19 protein-coding genes are annotated in these 16,687 nt (G+C 69.9%); 16 read left to right on the top strand and 3 right to left on the bottom strand.

Going from position 1 to position 16,687, the window contains the following annotated elements:
* Positions 1 to 113: 113 nt before the first annotated feature.
* The 16 genes from QSK36_RS23630 to QSK36_RS23555 all read left to right on the top strand — a co-directional run bounded on the left by QSK36_RS23630 (position 114) and on the right by QSK36_RS23555 (position 14,601).
* Complete coding sequence (locus QSK36_RS23630; protein ID WP_285783899.1) at positions 114 to 2,747, top strand: hypothetical protein; 2,634 nt, start codon at positions 114 to 116, stop codon at positions 2,745 to 2,747.
* Positions 2,748 to 2,750: 3 nt separating this feature from the next.
* A complete protein-coding gene (locus QSK36_RS23625) occupies positions 2,751 to 2,960 on the top strand; it encodes a hypothetical protein (protein ID WP_285783898.1) in 210 nt (69 codons plus the stop codon).
* A 2-nt stretch (positions 2,961 to 2,962) separates the two neighbouring features.
* The gene (locus tag QSK36_RS23620) at positions 2,963 to 3,352 is read left to right on the top strand and encodes a hypothetical protein (protein ID WP_139575869.1); all 390 of its coding nucleotides are present in this window, start codon (positions 2,963 to 2,965) and stop codon (positions 3,350 to 3,352) included.
* A 137-nt stretch (positions 3,353 to 3,489) separates the two neighbouring features.
* A complete protein-coding gene (gene glyA, locus QSK36_RS23615; RefSeq protein ID WP_183535381.1) occupies positions 3,490 to 4,752 on the top strand; it encodes a serine hydroxymethyltransferase in 1,263 nt (420 codons plus the stop codon).
* Between the two features lie 63 nt (positions 4,753 to 4,815).
* Positions 4,816 to 6,228: an MraY family glycosyltransferase gene (locus QSK36_RS23610; protein ID WP_285783897.1), complete on the top strand. Its 1,413-nt coding sequence runs from the start codon at positions 4,816 to 4,818 to the stop codon at positions 6,226 to 6,228.
* Between the two features lie 145 nt (positions 6,229 to 6,373).
* The gene (locus QSK36_RS23605) at positions 6,374 to 6,796 is read left to right on the top strand and encodes a Cg1360 family ATP-synthase-associated protein (RefSeq protein ID WP_139575871.1); all 423 of its coding nucleotides are present in this window, start codon (positions 6,374 to 6,376) and stop codon (positions 6,794 to 6,796) included.
* Positions 6,797 to 6,858: 62 nt separating this feature from the next.
* Complete coding sequence (locus QSK36_RS23600) at positions 6,859 to 7,074, top strand: hypothetical protein (RefSeq protein WP_079320510.1); 216 nt, start codon at positions 6,859 to 6,861, stop codon at positions 7,072 to 7,074.
* A 132-nt stretch (positions 7,075 to 7,206) separates the two neighbouring features.
* Positions 7,207 to 7,995 carry a F0F1 ATP synthase subunit A gene (atpB, locus tag QSK36_RS23595; protein ID WP_285783896.1) on the top strand — a complete coding sequence of 263 codons (789 nt, stop codon included), beginning with the start codon at positions 7,207 to 7,209 and terminating at the stop codon, positions 7,993 to 7,995.
* An 80-nt stretch (positions 7,996 to 8,075) separates the two neighbouring features.
* Positions 8,076 to 8,315 (top strand): ATP synthase F0 subunit C, encoded by a 240-nt coding sequence (gene atpE / locus QSK36_RS23590; RefSeq protein ID WP_142560345.1) that lies wholly within the window; start codon positions 8,076 to 8,078, stop codon positions 8,313 to 8,315.
* Between the two features lie 29 nt (positions 8,316 to 8,344).
* A complete protein-coding gene (locus tag QSK36_RS23585) occupies positions 8,345 to 8,893 on the top strand; it encodes a F0F1 ATP synthase subunit B (RefSeq protein WP_182901178.1) in 549 nt (182 codons plus the stop codon).
* Complete coding sequence (locus QSK36_RS23580) at positions 8,893 to 9,702, top strand: F0F1 ATP synthase subunit delta (protein WP_285783895.1); 810 nt, start codon at positions 8,893 to 8,895, stop codon at positions 9,700 to 9,702. Before QSK36_RS23585 ends, QSK36_RS23580 begins: the two co-directional genes overlap by 1 nt.
* 24 nt (positions 9,703 to 9,726) lie before the next feature.
* A complete protein-coding gene (atpA, locus tag QSK36_RS23575) occupies positions 9,727 to 11,376 on the top strand; it encodes a F0F1 ATP synthase subunit alpha (protein ID WP_139575876.1) in 1,650 nt (549 codons plus the stop codon).
* A gap of 3 nt (positions 11,377 to 11,379) precedes the next feature.
* Entirely contained in the window at positions 11,380 to 12,279 is a 900-nt protein-coding gene (locus QSK36_RS23570) for a F0F1 ATP synthase subunit gamma (RefSeq protein ID WP_183535385.1), read from the top strand.
* Between the two features lies 1 nt (position 12,280).
* Positions 12,281 to 13,708: a F0F1 ATP synthase subunit beta gene (gene atpD / locus QSK36_RS23565; RefSeq protein ID WP_183535387.1), complete on the top strand. Its 1,428-nt coding sequence runs from the start codon at positions 12,281 to 12,283 to the stop codon at positions 13,706 to 13,708.
* 71 nt (positions 13,709 to 13,779) lie between these two features.
* Positions 13,780 to 14,181, top strand: a complete 402-nt coding sequence (locus tag QSK36_RS23560; RefSeq protein ID WP_079320504.1) for a F0F1 ATP synthase subunit epsilon — start codon at positions 13,780 to 13,782, stop codon at positions 14,179 to 14,181.
* A gap of 21 nt (positions 14,182 to 14,202) precedes the next feature.
* Complete coding sequence (locus tag QSK36_RS23555; RefSeq protein WP_183535389.1) at positions 14,203 to 14,601, top strand: DUF2550 domain-containing protein; 399 nt, start codon at positions 14,203 to 14,205, stop codon at positions 14,599 to 14,601.
* Positions 14,602 to 14,604: 3 nt separating this feature from the next.
* Here QSK36_RS23555 and QSK36_RS23550 read toward each other — a convergent pair whose 3' ends face one another.
* The 3 genes from QSK36_RS23550 to QSK36_RS23540 all read right to left on the bottom strand — a co-directional run bounded on the left by QSK36_RS23550 (position 14,605) and on the right by QSK36_RS23540 (position 16,687).
* On the bottom strand, positions 14,605 to 15,195 hold the full coding sequence (locus QSK36_RS23550; protein ID WP_182901183.1) for a cob(I)yrinic acid a,c-diamide adenosyltransferase: 591 nt from the start codon (positions 15,193 to 15,195) through the stop codon (positions 14,605 to 14,607).
* Between the two features lie 52 nt (positions 15,196 to 15,247).
* Complete coding sequence (locus QSK36_RS23545) at positions 15,248 to 15,856, bottom strand: TetR/AcrR family transcriptional regulator (protein ID WP_285783894.1); 609 nt, start codon at positions 15,854 to 15,856, stop codon at positions 15,248 to 15,250.
* A 213-nt stretch (positions 15,857 to 16,069) separates the two neighbouring features.
* Positions 16,070 to 16,687 (bottom strand): response regulator, encoded by a 618-nt coding sequence (locus tag QSK36_RS23540; protein ID WP_285783893.1) that lies wholly within the window; start codon positions 16,685 to 16,687, stop codon positions 16,070 to 16,072.

Below are 16,687 nucleotides of genomic sequence, written 5' to 3'. Positions count from 1 at the left end.
GACGTCGTCAGGGCTCTGATCAGGGCGATCGATGCCGTCTGGCTATCGGGCTTCTTTACTGATGCCACCCCGGCTACCGTGAAGTGCGCCGATATCTCAGTGGAGGCGCGCCCATGGCCAAGCTCGACGGGATGGATCCGAAGCTCGTCCGTGAGTTGCTGTCGGAGGTTCAGCACGCCGCGAAGCAGATGGACGGCATCGAGGCCCGGGTCACCCAGTTGACGCGTACGGCAGGCGTCTCCGTGCACGTGACCCACCGGCCGTCGCAGGTCGCCGACGCGTGCTCGACGATGGTCAAGGACGTCACGAACCGCGTGACCCTGCTGGAGAAGAAGGAGAAACAGCAGAGCACGGGCCAGGCACCCACGGCCCGCGGGGCCTCCTTCACGGAGGAGAGGGACACCACCGCGCCGGCGGACGATCCGGCGCCGAAGTCCGGCACGCAGGGCGACAAGGGCGACGCCAAGCCTGACCACAAGCCTGACCACAAGGCCGACCACAAGGCCGACGGCAAGTCCGACCACAAGGCGGACGGCACATCCGGCCACAAGGCCGACGCGAAGACGGACGCGCACAAGCCCGAACACAAGGCCGACGGCAAGTCCGACGCGAAGCCGGATGCCAAGTCCGAGGGCAAGGCGGCCCACGACAAGCAGGACGCCATCCGTACGTCGTCGCATGGTTCCGGCGATTCCGGCGCGGCAGCGAAGGGTGAGACCTCCCACCGGGCGCACAGCGCCGCCGACGGCGCGACCCGCGCGAACGGCGACGGCGGAGGTCGCGGAGTGGCCGAAGGGAAGCTCGCGGGCAAGCCCTCCTACGGCACCGTCGAGGGTTCCCTCGCCCAGATGCCCTCCTCGACACACGGTCCGGTCCACCCCGCCGATACCGGCACGGCCACGGGGACGGGCACAGGCACGGGGACGCCGCCGGCCACCGGCGCGAGCGGCGACACCGGTGCGGGGACCGGCTCAGGTGCGGGCCAGGCGGGCGCCGACGGCGCCGCAGGCGGCACCGGCGACACGGGCGCGACCCGCGGCGACTCCGGCCAGGTTCACCAGCCCACCGGTCAGGGTCAGCCGGTCGGCGATGGTCAGGGTGTGGGGCAGGGCGTGGGCCAGGACCAGCCCACCGGTCCGGGTCAGCCTGCCGGCGGTGATCAGATCGTGGGTCAGGATCAGGGCGCGAACCACGCGCAGCCCGTCGGCGACAGCCAGGGTGCCGCTCAGAGCCAGTCCGACGGCGGCCGGCAACAGCCCGTCGCCCACGGGCAGGGCCAGAACCCGGTGCAGGACCAGAACCCGGGGCAGGGGACTTCGGTCGATCCGAAAGCGGCCGGGGAGCAACCCTCCTCGGGCGGAAACGACTCGGCGTTTTACGACACTCCCGGCAAGGATCACCCGGACGACATCGACCCCGCCGGTCGGCAGGTGACCGTCGTCGACGGGGTCAAGGTCGTCAGCACCCCGATGAACCAGCCCAGCGCCGAGCACCCGCAGGGCGTCCAGCCGATCGGCACGCCAGACGCGCAGACGGCGAGCGCCACCGGCGCGCACCCGGACGGGCCGCCCGGGTTGGTGCCACCCGCCGAGCCGACCAACCCGGCGGCGAACCAGCCTCCGCAACCCGGCCTCGCGCCCGGCGATCCCATGGGCGCCTACGTCGGCACGCCCGCGGACAACCTTTCCGGTGATCCGCTCGCGGGCGACAACCCGAACGCCGTGCAGGGGACTCCCGCCGGCCACGGCGCGGTGACGGCGAGCGCCGGCGGTCATGCATACACGGGCGACACGGCCGCAAGCGGTACGGCGACCGGGACATCGCATCCGGCGACCACGGCGGGTGCTACCGGTACGGCCGATGCGACCCATGCGGCGCCCGGGGCGACCGGGACCGCTCACCCGGCGGGCACGGCCGACGCGGCTCCCGCGGCACCCGCGGGGACGAATGCGGCGAACGGCGCGGCTCACGCGGCCGGGACGGCAGGTGCCACGGGCACGGCCGACGCGGCGCCCGCGACATCAGGCGCGACGGGTACGGTGACCGGCAGCCTGCAGGCGGTGGACGCTCCCGGCACCGGGCACGCGGCGGGAACGGGCACGGCGACCGGCAGCCTGCACGCGGTGGGGACGGCGGCCGGAGACGGCCACGTGGCCGGGACGGTCGGGGCTGCGGGCGCGACGGGTGCCGGCGGCGATGGCGCGACGGGCCACACCGGGACGACCGGTGTGAGCGACAGGGCCGACGGCGCGACCGGTACGAACGGGCGAGCGTGCGACAACGATGCCGCTACGGGCGCGATCGGGGCAGCCGGGGACGGCGCGGCGACGCATGACTCCGGCGCATACGGTGCGGGGACGCATGGTCATGGCATGCACGGTGCGGGAACGCAGGGGCATGACGCACACGGCGCGGCGGCACATGACGCGGGAACGAACAGCGCGGGGACCAACGGTGCGGCGGGGACGCCGGACACCGGCCAGGCTCCGGCTCCCGATCCCCGATCACTCGCCGCCGCGCAGCCCGGGGACGTGCTCACCTATCCCGCTCGCCACTCGGATGACGAGGCCGTGCCGCGCATGCTGGTGGACCATCATCGGGACATCGAGCCCGTGGACATGCCGGACGTCGGCGTCCCGGAAGGGGAGTGGGGCAAGGGCGACTGGGTGGCCAGGAAGATCCAGCCCGACGGGCCCGCCGGCCGCGTCGAAGCCGTCGAGGTCGTCATCGAGAAGCCGGAGAAGTGACGCGTGCGAGTGACGTTCCCGCTCGGGCGGGATCGCCTCCAGGGCCCGCCTCCCGAGGGCCGCTGCCGTGCGACTCGGGCGGCCGGGCCGGACGACGGTGCGGGGCGGGGCGACCGGATGAGCAGAGCCGGGCGGCGGCCCGCCGGGGTGCTCGGGGCAGGGCAGGCGACGACCAACGCCGGCGTGCTGGCCGGCTTCGCACAGGAGGCGTGATCGTGAGTTATGTCGACCCGCCGGCGCCGACTCCGCTGCAGCCGGGGGAGACCCCGCCGGCGCCGTCGAGCACCGACCTGCTCTCGCCCGGCGGGCAGCCGACGGGATGGGTGTTCAACCCGGAGTACCAGAAGCTCGTCGACCTGTGGCTGCAGGTGGTTCCGCTGATGGACCAGCTCACCAAGTCTCTGGACAAACCGTACGAGATGGCGCGGAGTAGGGACGTGTGGGACGCTCCGGTCGCCGAGCGGTACGTCCAGGACGTGGCCGAATGGCGCAACCGCCTCGGGATGTACCGCCAGGCGGTGCTGACGGCGATCAGCGACCAGGCGGCGGACACGCCGCGCTGGATTCCGGGCAAGGCCGGCGCGCCGCACGCCTTCACCTCCTGAGCGACGACCTCTGACAACCTCCCGAGCGACGACCGACGACCTCTGACAACCTCCTGAGCAGCGACGACGCCCGCGCGACGGGCTCCCGGCGGTCTACTCTTGGAGCGAAGACCGCCACGGGATTGTGAGCCGGTTCCATGGACAGTTCGGAGCCGTTCTACGGGCCTGATTTCGCCCGGCTCGCCGCGCAGGACCCGGACGTCGCCCAGGTGCTGCTCGACGAGGTCGCCCGGCTGCGCGGCGGGCTCCAGCTCATCGCCAGCGAGAATCTCTCCTCGCCCGCCGTCCTCGCCGCGCTCGGCTCGGCGCTCAACGGCAAGTACGCCGAGGGCTACCCGGGCCACAGGTACTACCGCGGTTGCGAGGTGGCCGACCGCGCCGAGCAGATCGCCGTAGAGCGGGCCAAGCGGTTGTTCGGGGCCGACCATGTCAACGTGCAGCCCTACAGCGGCACCACGGCCATTCTGGCGGCGTACGCGGCCCTTCTGCAGCCGGGGGACACCGTCCTGGCGCTCGCGCTGGAGCACGGCGGCCACATCACCCACGGGTCCAAGGCCAACTTCTCCGGCAGGTGGTTCCACGTCGTCTCCTACGGCGTGCGGCGGGACACCGAGACGATCGACTACGACGAGGTGAGGGACCTGGCGCTGCGCCACCGGCCCCGCGTGATCGTCTGCGGTGCCACGGCGTATCCCCGGCTGATCGACTTCGCCGCCTTCCGCGACATCGCCGACGAGGCCGGGGCCTGGCTGCTGGCGGACGTCGCCCATGAGATCGGCCTCATGGCCGGCCGGGCCATTCCGTCGGCCGTGCCGTACGCGGACGTCGTGACCTTCACGACCCACAAGTCGCTGCGCGGCCCGCGCGGGGGAGGCGTGCTGTGCACGGACGAACTGGCGTCGGGGATCGACCGGGCGGTGTTCCCCTTCAGCCAGGGCGGGCCGCTGATGCACGTGGTCGCGGCCAAGGCGGTGGCGTTCGGCGAGGCGCTGCGCCCCGAGTTCCGGGCCTACGCCGCGTCGGCGGTGGACAACGCGAGGACGCTGGCGGAGGGGCTGGCGGATGAGGGGCTGCGCCCGGTGTCGGGCGGCACCGACACCCATCTCGCGCTGGTGGACCTGCGCGGCGCCGGGGTCAGCGGGGCGGAGGCGGAGCGGCGCTGCGCCGAGGCCGGGATCCTGCTCAACCACAACGCGATCCCGTACGACCCGGCGCCCGCGACCGTGACCTCCGGGATCAGGGTCGGCACGCTCTGCGCGACCACCCAGGGCATGGGCGCGGCGGAAATGAGGGAGATCGCGTCTCTCGTCGTCCGGGCCATCCGGCAGCCGGGTGCGATAACGTCGGTCCTCGAACGGGTAAAGGGGCTGACCGCGACGCATCCGGCATATCCCCGTTAGGGATAGGGCGATCTATGTCTTTTGCCCGTCACAACCGATCCGCCTATCCAGGAAACTAGGTCCGTGCGCGAATATCTCCTCTTGGCGCTCGTGGCGGCCGCGGTGACGTACCTGCTGGTGCCGCCGGTCAGGGCGTTCGCGCTGCGCATCGGCGCGGCGCCCGAGGTGCGGGAGCGGGACGTGCACACGGTGCCCACCCCGCGTCTGGGCGGGCTCGCGATGTTCGGCGGGATGGCGGCGGCGCTGCTGGTGGCGAGCAACCTGCCGTACGTCGGCGGCGCGTTCGACAGCGGACAGACGGGCCAGACGGTGGCCGCCCTCCTCGCGGCCGGCGGCCTGATCGTCGTCACCGGCTTCCTGGACGACTGGCTCGGCATGGACGCGCTCGTCAAGCTGGGCGGCCAGATCGCGGCGGGCGGGCTGCTCGTCTACTTCAAGGTGTACCTGCAGTTCCTCCCGCTGCCGCAGTCGATGGGCGGCTCCCAGGCCCTCGACGACACCCTGCACACGATCCTCACCATCATGATCGTGGTCGTCGTGATCAACGCGGTGAACTTCGTCGACGGGCTGGACGGCCTGGCCGCGGGGATCGTCGCGATCGCGGCGATGGCGACCTTCGCCTACTCGATCGTGCTGCAGCAGACCGCGAGCGGTTCGCGGATCAACGGGACGGCCGCCATCGCGGCGATCCTCATCGGGATGTGCGTGGGCTTCCTGCCGCACAATTTCAACCCCGCCAAGATCTTCATGGGCGACACCGGCGCCATGCTACTCGGCCTGCTGCTCGCCACCTCGCTGATCACGAGCCTGTCGTCGGTCGAGCCGGACGCGGTCGTCGGCAAGATCAACCGGTTCCCGGTGATCCTGCCGCTGGTGCTGCCGATCGCGGTCGTGGTCCTTCCTCTGGCCGACCTGATCATGGCGGTCGTCCGGCGGACATCGGCCGGGATGTCGCCCTTCGCACCCGACCGCGGCCACCTGCACCACCGGATGCTCGACATCGGCCACTCCCACCGGCGCAGCGTTCTGATCATGTACGCGTGGACGTTCCTGTTCGCCTTCGCGATCGTGGGCCTGTCGATCGGCCGCGTGCCGCTCATCGTGTTCCCCTTGACGATCGTGCTCGCGGTGGCGGTGCTGGTGATCATGGGCCTGCCGCGGTGGCGGTCGCGCCGCACCGCGACGCAGGACCCCAAGGGCGACCAGCAGATCGGAGCGCGTCCGGCCGGGAGCCGCTCGTCCGGCCCCGGCCCCGCCAGACGCGGGACGACGGAGCACGACACGCTCGTCTACCCCGTCGTCCCCCCGCCCGCCCCGCCCGTCACCCCCGGCCAGGCCGCTCCCGCCGCCTCCGGCCAGGCGGTCCCCGGCAGGTTCGCGGCGCCGGGCCGGCATCCCTACCCCGGGCAGGGTGCTCCGGGTTCCCCGGGCGTCCCTCCCACCACTTCCCACGCCGACACCGGGACCTTCCTCTGAGCCGTCCCCGCAGGTCGGCGACGACCCGAAACACCAGGTAAAGGTGGCACTCCGGGGCTTGTGATAGCTTTCACTAGCAAGGGGCAAGGCCAACGACGCCCCAGCAGGTAGCAATCGCTCGTTTGACAACCGATTCTGGAGTCCCATGCAGGCCAACGACGTGCGCGTTCTCAAGGGCGCCGCCGTGCCGACCTTGATCGTCGGTCTCCTCGCCGCGCTCGTCGCGGTGTTCACGACCGGGGCCAAGGGTGCGTTGGGCGCCGGCATCGGTCTCGTCCTCGTCGCCGCCTTCTTCACTGTCGGCCTGGTCGTCGTCTCCTGGGCCGGCAGGGTCTCGCCCATGGCGATGATGGCGGCCGCCGTGCTGGGTTACGTCGTCAAGATCCTCGCGATCATGGCGATGATGAACGCCTTTTCCGGCACGACCGCGTTCGACTCCCGGGTGTTCGCGCTGAGCGTCATCGCGTGCACGCTCGCCTGGACCATCGGTGAGATGCGCGGATTCATGAAACTGAAGATGCTTTATGTGGAGCCTGAGGCGAAGGTTCCCGGGCAGGGCCGCGGATGACCACGCGTACGGGGCAGCCCGATATGACTAGTCCGCATGGCTCCTGCTATCGTCATGGCGCGATGAGCGAACAGGAGCGCAGGCCCGAGACCGACGGCCGCGACTTCGCCGACGCCGCCTGGTCGGTCCCGAGCTATCTGCTGTCCGGGATCCTGGTATGGGGCGGCCTCGGCTGGTTGCTGAGCTGGTGGACCGGCGTGCACGCGTTCATCCCCATAGGCGTCATTCTCGGGGTCGGGCTGGCTGCCTACCTCGTCTATCTGAAGTACGGCCGCTGACAGCCGGCCCGCTTCCCACGCTCTTCTGTTGATCAAATCGTTGAAGGGAACGCCCGTGCGCGAGCGTAGCGAACGGACGAACAAGCACATGCTTCGGGCATTCGGCCCCAAGCAGGCAGGCGAGGTGGCCAAGTGACCCCCCTCATGCTCGTCGCCGAGGACTTCACGGCGCCGGGACCGTCCATCTTCGACTTCCCTCCGCTGTACGAGGGTGCGCCGTCCTGGCTGACCAAGCCGGTGCTCATGGCGATCTTCGGCGCCCTCGTGGTGACCGCCCTCGCGTGGAGCGCCTTCGCCAATCCGAAGCTCGTGCCCCGGGGCATGCAGAACATCGGCGAGATGGGCTACCAGTTCGTCCGCGACCAGGTCGCCCGCCCGTTCCTGGGCAAGGACGCGGAGCGGTGGATGCCGCTGCTGCTCAGCCTGTTCTTCCTGATCCTGTTGTGGAACATCTTCGGTGTCGTCCCGCTGATCCAGATCCCGGTCGCGTCGCACATCGCGTTCCCCATCGTCTTCGCGGTCACCATCTACGTGATCAAGATTTACCTGGGCATCAAGCACCAGGGTCTCGGCGGCTACTTCAAGAACATGATGTTCCCGCCCGGACTGCCGAAGCCGATCTACGTGCTGCTCGCGCCGATCGAGTTCCTGTCGAACCTGATCATCGCGCCCTTCACGCACGCCGTCCGACTCTTCGCGAACATGTTCGCCGGACACCTGATCCTGGCCTTCTTCAGCGCCGTCGGATTCTGGTTCCTCTTCGAGAAGCCGACCCCGCTCGGGGCGGGCCTCGGTGTCGTGGGCGCGATCATGACGATCGCGATGACCGGCTTCGAGATGTTCATCGAGTTCCTGCAGGCCTTCCTGTTCACCCTGCTGGCCGCCATGTACATCGGCGGCTCGCTGCACCCCGACCACTGACGGATCTCTGAGACCCGCCCCTTACGTAGACCAGACCGGTGAGGCGACACTCACCGGCCGACCAGTAAAGGAAAAGACGAATGAGCGTTCTCGCTGCGGCCACCGGCGTCATCGGCAACCTTGGTGCCATCGGCTACGGCCTGGCCGCCATCGGCCCCGGCATCGGCGTGGGCATCATCTTCGGCCAGGGAGTGCAGGCCATCGCCCGCCAGCCCGAGGCCTACGGCCTCATCCGGCAGAACATGCTGCTCGGCTTCGTCCTCACCGAGGCGCTGGCCCTCATCGGCCTCGTCGCCCCCTTCATCTACCCCACGAGCTGACGTACCCACTCTGACGGAAGGCTGCACCCATGACTATGGCAGCTACGCTCCTGGCGGCCGAGGGGGCGGAGAACCCCCTCATCCCGCACGCTTACGAGCTGGTCGTCGGCAGCTTCGCCTTCCTCGTCGTCTTCCTCGTCGTCGGAAAGATCCTCACCCCGCGCATCCAGAAGACGCTGGCCGAGCGGACCGAGGCTATCGAGGGCGGCATCAAGAAGGCCGAGGACGCCCAGGCCGAAGCCCAGCGCACTCTGGAGCAGTACCGGGCGCAGCTCGCGGAGGCCCGCCAGGAGGCGGCCCGCCTGCGCGAGGAGGCCCGCGAGCAGGGCGCCGCGATCAAGGCCGAGCTCCGCGAGGAGGCCCAGGCCGAGGCGCGGCGCATCGTCGAGGCGGCTCACGCCCAGATCGAGGCCGACCGCCAGCAGGCGTTCACCCAGCTGCGCGGTGAGATCGGGCGCCTGTCCACCGAGCTGGCGAGCCGGATCGTCGGCGAGTCGCTCGAGGACGAGGCCCGCCAGCGTCGCGTCGTGGACCGGTTCCTCGAAGAGCTCGAGGGCCGTCCGGAGGCGGTCCGCTGATGCGCGGCCTCAGCAGGACCGCCCTCACGGAGGTCGAGGAGCGGTTCAACACCGCCGCCGCGTCCGCCGACCTCGGCGCCCTCGCCGAGGAGCTGTTCGCCGTGGCCGACCTCTTCGACCGCGAGCACGGGCTGCGCCGGGGTCTTTCCGACCCCTCGCGCCCGGCGGAGCAGAAGGGGAGCGTCCTGCGCTCCCTGCTGCAGGGGAAGGTCGGCGACGCCGCGCTGGAGATCGCGGTCGCCGCGGTCAGGGCCAAGTGGTCCAAGGCCGGCGACCTGCCGGACGCCCTGGAGCGCGTCGGCGTGATGTCCGCGGCCGCCGAGGCCGAGTCGGAGCGCCGCCTCGACGACGTCGAGGACGAGCTGTTCCGCTTCGGCCGCATCCTCGCCGCCAACCCGCAGCTGCGCCGCGCGCTCAGCGACCCGGCCATCCCGGCCGAGCGCAAGCGCGACCTGCTCGCCACGCTGCTCGGCGGGAAGGCCGCTCCCTCCACCGTACGGCTCGTCACGCAGGCTGTTGTGCACCCGCGGGGACGTAGCCTGGAGACGGCACTGGAGGAGTTCGGCTGGATCGTCGCGCGGGCGCGCGAGCGCCTGGTGGGCGTGGTCCGCAGCGCGGTGCCGCTCTCACAGCAACAGAAGCAGCGGCTCGCGGCCTGGCTGCGAACCACCTACGGGCGAGACGTCCACCTGAACGTCGAGGTGGACCCGGAGGTGCTCGGTGGGTTCTCCGTCAGGGTCGGAGACGACTACATCGACACCACGATCGCCGGACGTATCGAAGAAGTCCGCCGCCGGTTGGCCGGCTGAGGCGAATAGGGAGACAAGAAAGAGATGGCGGAGCTTACGATCCGGCCGGACGAGATCCGGGACGCCCTTGAGCGCTTCGTCCAGGCGTACGAGCCGGAAGGTGCCGCGCGCGAGGAGATCGGGACCGTCGTCGACGCCGGGGACGGCATCGCCCATGTCTCCGGCCTTCCCTCGGCGATGGCGAACGAGCTGCTCGAGTTCGAGAACGGCACCCGCGGCCTGGCGCTGAACCTCGACGTGCGCGAGATCGGTGCGGTCGTCCTGGGCGACTTCAGCGGCATCGAGGAGGGCCAGCAGGTGCGCCGCACCGGCGAGGTCCTGTCGGTGCCGGTCGGCGACGACTTCCTCGGCCGCGTGGTCGACCCCCTGGGCAACCCGCTCGACGGCAAGGGCCCGATCGCCGCGGAGGGCCGCCGCGCCCTCGAGCTGCAGGCCCCCTCGGTGGTCCAGCGCCAGCCGGTGAAGGAGCCGCTGCAGACCGGCCTCAAGGCGATCGACGCCATGACGCCGATCGGCCGCGGCCAGCGTCAGCTGATCATCGGCGACCGCGGCACCGGCAAGACCGCGATCGCGGTCGACACCATCCTCAACCAGAAGGAGAACTGGCTCTCCGGCGACCCGAGCCGCCAGGTTCGCTGCATCTACGTCGCCGTCGGCCAGAAGGGCTCCACGATCGCCCAGGTGCGGGGCCGCCTCGAGGAGGCGGGCGCGCTGGAGTACACCACCATCGTCGCCGCTCCGGCCTCCGACCCCGCGGGCTACAAGTACATCGCCCCGTACACCGGTTCGGCCATCGGCCAGCACTGGATGTACCAGGGCAAGCACGTGCTGATCGTCTTCGACGACCTGACCAAGCAGGCCGACGCCTACCGCGCCGTTTCGCTGCTGCTGCGCCGTCCGCCGGGCCGTGAGGCGTTCCCCGGCGACGTCTTCTACCTCCACTCGCGTCTGCTGGAGCGCTGCGCCAAGCTCTCGGCCGACATGGGCGGCGGCTCGATGACCGGTCTTCCGATCATCGAGACCAAGGGCAACGACGTGTCGGCCTTCATCCCGACCAACGTCATCTCCATCACCGACGGCCAGTGCTTCCTGGAGACCGACCTGTTCAACGCCGGTGTCCGCCCGGCGATCAACGTCGGTGTCTCGGTCTCCCGAGTCGGCGGTTCCGCCCAGGTCAAGGCCATGCGCAAGGTGGCCGGCACGCTCCGTCTGTCGCTGTCCCAGTATCGCGACCTGGAGGCCTTCGCGGCCTTCGCCTCCGACCTGGACGCGGCCTCCCGCGCCCAGCTGGAGCGCGGCGCCCGCCTGGTCGAGCTGCTCAAGCAGCCGCAGTACAGCCCGTTCCCGGTCGAGAAGCAGGTCGTCTCCGTGTGGGCCGGCACCACCGGCGAGCTGGACGACGTGCCGGTGGAGGACATCCGCCGCTTCGAGGCCGAGTTCCTCGACTACCTCGGCACCGCCCAGAAGGGTGTCTTCGACAGCATCCGCGAGACCAAGGAGCTGACGGACGACACGGTGACCACCCTCAAGGACGCCATCACGGAGTTCAAGAAGGGCTTCACCACCTCCAGCGGTGAGCTGCTCGTCAACGACGAGCCGGTCGAGGCGCTGGACGCCAGCGAGGTCGGCCAGGAGAAGGTCGTCAAGCACGTTCGCAAGGCCGAGGCGAAGTAACCCATGGGTGCCCAGCTTCGACAGCTGCGGCGGCGGATCAAGTCGGTCAAGTCCACCGCGAAGATCACCCGTGCGCAGGAGCTGATCGCCTCGTCGCGCATCGTCAAGGCGCAGCAGCGGATGCAGGCGGCCGTGCCGTACGAGCGGGAGATCACCCACGCGGTGTCGGCGGTCCTGTCGAACACGACGAACGTCGACCATCCGCTCACGGTGGCCAAGGAGCAGCCGGCCACGGCCGGCGTCCTGATCGTCACCAGCGACCGCGGCTTCGCCGGCGGCTACAACGCCAACATCCTCCGTGAGGCCGAGGCGCTGAAGGGCCACCTGACCGGGCGCGGCCTGACCGTGAGGCCGTACGTCGTGGGTCGCAAGGGCCTCACCTGGCACCGCTTCCGCAGCCGGGAGATGTTCGGCGAGTGGGACGGCTTCTCCGACAACCCGACGTACGCCAACGCCAAGGAGATCGCCGACGCGCTCATCACGGCGTTTAAGGCGGAGGACGGGATCGACGAGATCCACGTCGTCTACACCGGGTTCGTCTCGATGCTGACGCAGAACGTGATCGTCAAGCGGATCCTGCCGCTCGAGGTCGAGGAGGCGGAGACGCCCCCGGAGGGCATCCCGCCCTACTACGAGTTCGAGCCGACGGCCGGTGACGTGCTCGACTCGCTGCTGCCGCGCTATATCGAGTCGCGCATCTACAACGCGCTGCTGCAGTCGGCCGCCTCCGAGCACGCCGCCCGGCGCCGCGCGATGAAGTCGGCCACCGACAACGCCAACGAGCTCATCCGCGTGTTCACCCAGCAGATGAACCAGGCGCGTCAGGCCGAGATCACCCAGGAAATCAGCGAGATCGTCGGTGGCGCGAACGCGCTGGCTGACGCCGCAGCGGGGAAAGAGTGAAATGACCGCACAGACTGTTGAGACCACCGTGGGCCGTGTCGCCCGCGTCACCGGTCCGGTCGTCGACGTGGAGTTCCCCGTCGAGGCCATGCCGGACATCTACAACGCGCTCACCGTCGACGTCACGCTCGGCGAGGAGACCAAGACCCTGACGATGGAGGTCGCCCAGCACCTCGGCGACAACATCGTCCGGGCCATCTCGATGCAGCCCACCGACGGCCTGGTCCGCGGCGCGGCCGTCACCGACACGGGCGCCGCGATCTCGGTGCCGGTCGGCGACGCGGTCAAGGGCCACGTGTGGAACGCGCTGGGCGAGCCGCTGGACGCGCCCAAGGCCTCCATCGAGGTCAACGAGCGGTGGCCGATCCACCGTCCGGCCCCGGCGTTCGACCAGCTCGAGGCCCGTACGGAGATGCTGCCCACCGGCATCAAGGTCATCGACCTGCTCACGCCGTACGTGAAGGGCGGCAAGATCGGTCTGTTCGGCGGCGCGGGCGTCGGCAAGACCGTTCTGATCCAGGAGATGATCCGCCGCGTCGCGCTGAAGTTCTCGGGCACCTCGGTGTTCGCGGGCGTCGGCGAGCGCACCCGTGAGGGCAACGACCTGTGGCTGGAGATGGAGGAGGCGGACGTCCTCAAGGACACCGCGCTCGTCTTCGGCCAGATGGACGAGCCCCCGGGCACCCGTCTGCGGGTGGCGCTGTCCGCTCTGACCATGGCGGAGTACTTCCGCGACGTGCAGAAGCAGGACGTGCTGCTGTTCATCGACAACATCTTCCGCTTCACCCAGGCGGGTTCCGAGGTGTCCACGCTGCTCGGCCGCATGCCGTCCGCCGTGGGTTACCAGCCGACCCTCGCCGACGAGATGGGTGTGCTCCAGGAGCGCATCACCTCCACCCGCGGTCACTCGATCACCTCCATGCAGGCGATCTACGTGCCCGCGGACGACATCACCGACCCGGCGCCGCACAACGCGTTCGCGCACCTCGACGCGCAGACCGTTCTGTCCCGGCCGATCTCGGAGAAGGGCATCTACCCCGCGGTGGACCCGCTCGACTCCTCCTCGCGGATCCTCGACCCGCAGATCATTGGTGAGGAGCACTACGCGGTCGCCCAGGAGACCAAGCGAATCCTGCAGAAGTACAAGGAACTGCAGGACATCATCGCCATCCTGGGCATCGACGAGCTCTCCGAAGAGGACAAGGTCACCGTTCAGCGGGCGCGCCGCATCGAGCGGTTCCTGTCCCACCCGATGTACGCCGCCGAGGCGTTCACCGGCCAGCCGGGTGAGTTCGTGCCGCTGGACGAGACCATCGCCTCGTTCAAGGGCCTGTGCGCCGGCGAGTACGACCACCTGCCCGAGCAGGCATTCTTCATGGTGGGCGGCATCGAGCAGGCCATCGCCAAGGCGAAGGAACTCGAGCGCTAGGACGCCTTCGACGCCTGTACGGCACGGCCTCGGCCGCGCCGTACAGGCGTCCGTCGAAAGGGAGCTGAGAAGTGGCAAAGCTTCGCGTGGGCGTCGTGTCGCCGGAACGTGAGATCTGGACGGGCGAGGCCGACATGGTCATTGCCAAGACCGTGGACGGCGAGATCGGTATTATGCCGAACCACGCTCCCGTTCTCGGTGTCCTCGTCGAGGGCGGGGTGCTGCGCGTCAAGCGCGGCGACGAAGGCGACCTCGTGGCCGCGGTGCACGGCGGATTCATCTCCGTCGCCGACAACGACGTGTCGATCCTGGCGGAGGCGGCCGAGCTCGGCTCCGAGGTCGACGTCGCGCGGGCCAAGGACGCGCTGCAGCGTGCTCAGGCCTCGATCGAGGCCGACCAGGAGGACGCGGACGCACGACTGCAGGCCAAGCGTGCGGCTGCCCGGCTGCGGGCGGCCGGCGAAGAGGTCTGACCGACAGGAGGAGGGCGGCCAGTGGCGGCGCTTGGGATACTCACGGGCGTCTTCGCCGTGGCCGCGCTCCTCGTCATCCGGGGCTTCGTCCTGGCACGGGCCCGGGGCACGATCGTCTGCCGAGTACGGGACGGCCAGGGGGGCTGGAAGAGCGGGGTCGCCCGCTACGCAGGGGGAGAGCTCCACTGGATCCCGTTCCTGGGACTCGGCCTGAGGCCGCGCCACGCGATCGCGAGGCGCGGCCTCACCGTTTCCAGCCGGAGGATGCTCGACACGGGTGAGGGCCCCGCCGGCTACTGGACCGTCGTCTGCTCCGCGGAGCGCGGCCCGCTGTCCCTCGCGATGAGCGAGGACGCCCTCACCGGCTTCCTCGCCTGGCTGGAGTCCGCCCCGCCCAGCGCCCACCTCGACGCCGCGTGACGCTCAGCGGGTGGCGCCGGGCCTCCAGAGGATCTCGTCGCCGGCGGAGGCCACGCGGCAGAGGATGAACATCAGGTCGGACAGGCGGTTCAGGTACGTGGCCGTCAGGGGGTTCACGTCGTCGTGCGCCTCCAGCGCCGCCCAGGCCGAGCGCTCGGCCCGCCGTACGACCGTGCGGGCGAGGTGGAGGAAGGCCGTGGCGGGTGCGCCGCCGGGCAGGATGAAGCTGCGCAGCGGCTTCAGCTCCGCGTTGAACCGGTCGCACTGCTCCTCCAGCCAGGCGACGTACGGCTCCTCGACCCGCAGCGGCGGAAATTCGAGGTTCTCGACGACCGGGGTGCACAGGTCTGCGCCGACGTCGAACAACTCGTTCTGCACCCGGCTGAGGACGGCCGTGACGTCCTCGGACAGGCCGCCTGTGGCGAGAGCGACGCCGATGGCGGCGTTGGCCTCCTCCACGTCCGCGTAGGCGGCCAGGCGGGGGTCGGTCTTGCGGGTGCGGCTCATGTCGCCCAGTGCGGTCGTGCCGTCGTCGCCCGTCTTCGTGTAGATCTTGGAAAGGACGACCGGCTTGTCGTTGTCGGCTCGGGTCATGCCGCTCAGCGTAGCCGTGCGCCCTGCTTCATCGGGCGGAGGCCGTCACGGGTCACTGGGTGGAGGCGGCCAGGGGGCCGTCGGAGGAGAAGGTGCGGCGGAAGATGTACACGGCGGTCTCGATCAGCTGCTCGGTGGGTGGGGACGGTTCGGTCATCACCCACTCGATGAGTAACTCGGTGATGGCGCCGATGAGGCCGAGCGCAAGCAGGTGGAGGTCGAGGGGAGGCATGCGGGCCGCACCCCGCGCCGAGGACTCTATGACCTTGGTGAACGACGCCACCGCCTGCTGGCGGGCGCCGCTGAGCACGTTGCCCGCCCGCCGTACCTCCAGGTGCATCAGACGGGCGCGCCGCACGTCCTTGGTGACGAAGCGGATGTATTCGGCGATGCCGGCGACGATCCGGTCGTCGAGCGTGGGCGGGGCCGTGTCGATGGCCTCGGTGACCGACATGAGGGTCTCCTCGATGCACCGCTCGTAAACCGCGCGCATCAGGTCCTCACGGCTGGAGAAGCATTCGTAGAAGGCGCGATTGGAGATGCGCGCGGTCGCGCACAGCCTCTCGATGGTGGTGGCGTGGAAGCCGGGTTGGGCGAACAGGGTGTAAGCGGCCGATATGAGCCTTTCCCTCCTGTCTGCAAGCCTTTCGGCAGCCGACATCCCCCGATAGTCCCGTCCCGCCACTTTTCACCTCACCCTGTCATGGTCCCCCCAGAAGTCCCCATTATGAACGCAAGATCCTTTTTGCGGAAGTGCTGAGAAATAAGCACTTTCGGGCTATGCCAAAGACGGTCATTAGCTTGACAAGGCCGTCAAGAGGTCAGCACGCTTACCAATTGAGATACACAGACCTTGCTGCAATTGCATCGGCAATTACAGCAGCCCGCGCGCCAGGGCGGTCGTCACCGCGGCGGTGCGGTCGGAGACGCCGAGTTTCGTGAAGACCCGCAGCAGATGCGTCTTCACCGTGGTCTCACTGATGAACAACGCCTTGCCGATCTCGGCGTTGGTCAGCCCCCGCGCGACCAGGGCCAGCACCTCCGTCTCACGCCGGGACAGCGTCTCGGTCACCGGCGCCCGCATCCGGGTCACCAGCCGGGTCGCCACGGACGGCGACAGCACCGTCTCGCCCCGCGCCGCCGAGACGATCGCGGCCAGCAGATCCGCCCGGGAGGTGTCTTTCAGCAGGTAGCCGGCGGCCCCGGCCTCGACCGCGCGCACGATGTCCTGGTCGGCCTCGTAGGTGGTCAGCACGATCACCCGGCTCTCCGGCCGGTCCGCCAGGATGCGGGTGGTCGCGCTCACCCCGTCGCCGCCCGGCATCCGCAGGTCCATCAGGATCACGTCGGGTGTGAGCTCCCGGGCCCGGGCCACCGCCTCGTCTCCCGAGGCCGCCTCGCCCACCACGGTGATCCCGGGGTCGGACTCCAGCATGCCGCGCAGTCCTTCGCGCACAACGGGGTGGTCGTCGACGATCATCAGGCGCAGCAT

This window comes from Microbispora sp. NBRC 16548, from assembly GCF_030268985.1.
Lineage (GTDB): Bacteria > Actinomycetota > Actinomycetes > Streptosporangiales > Streptosporangiaceae > Microbispora > Microbispora catharanthi.
Note: the sequence above shows the minus strand (reverse complement) of the source record. Positions and strands in the feature narration are given on the sequence as shown.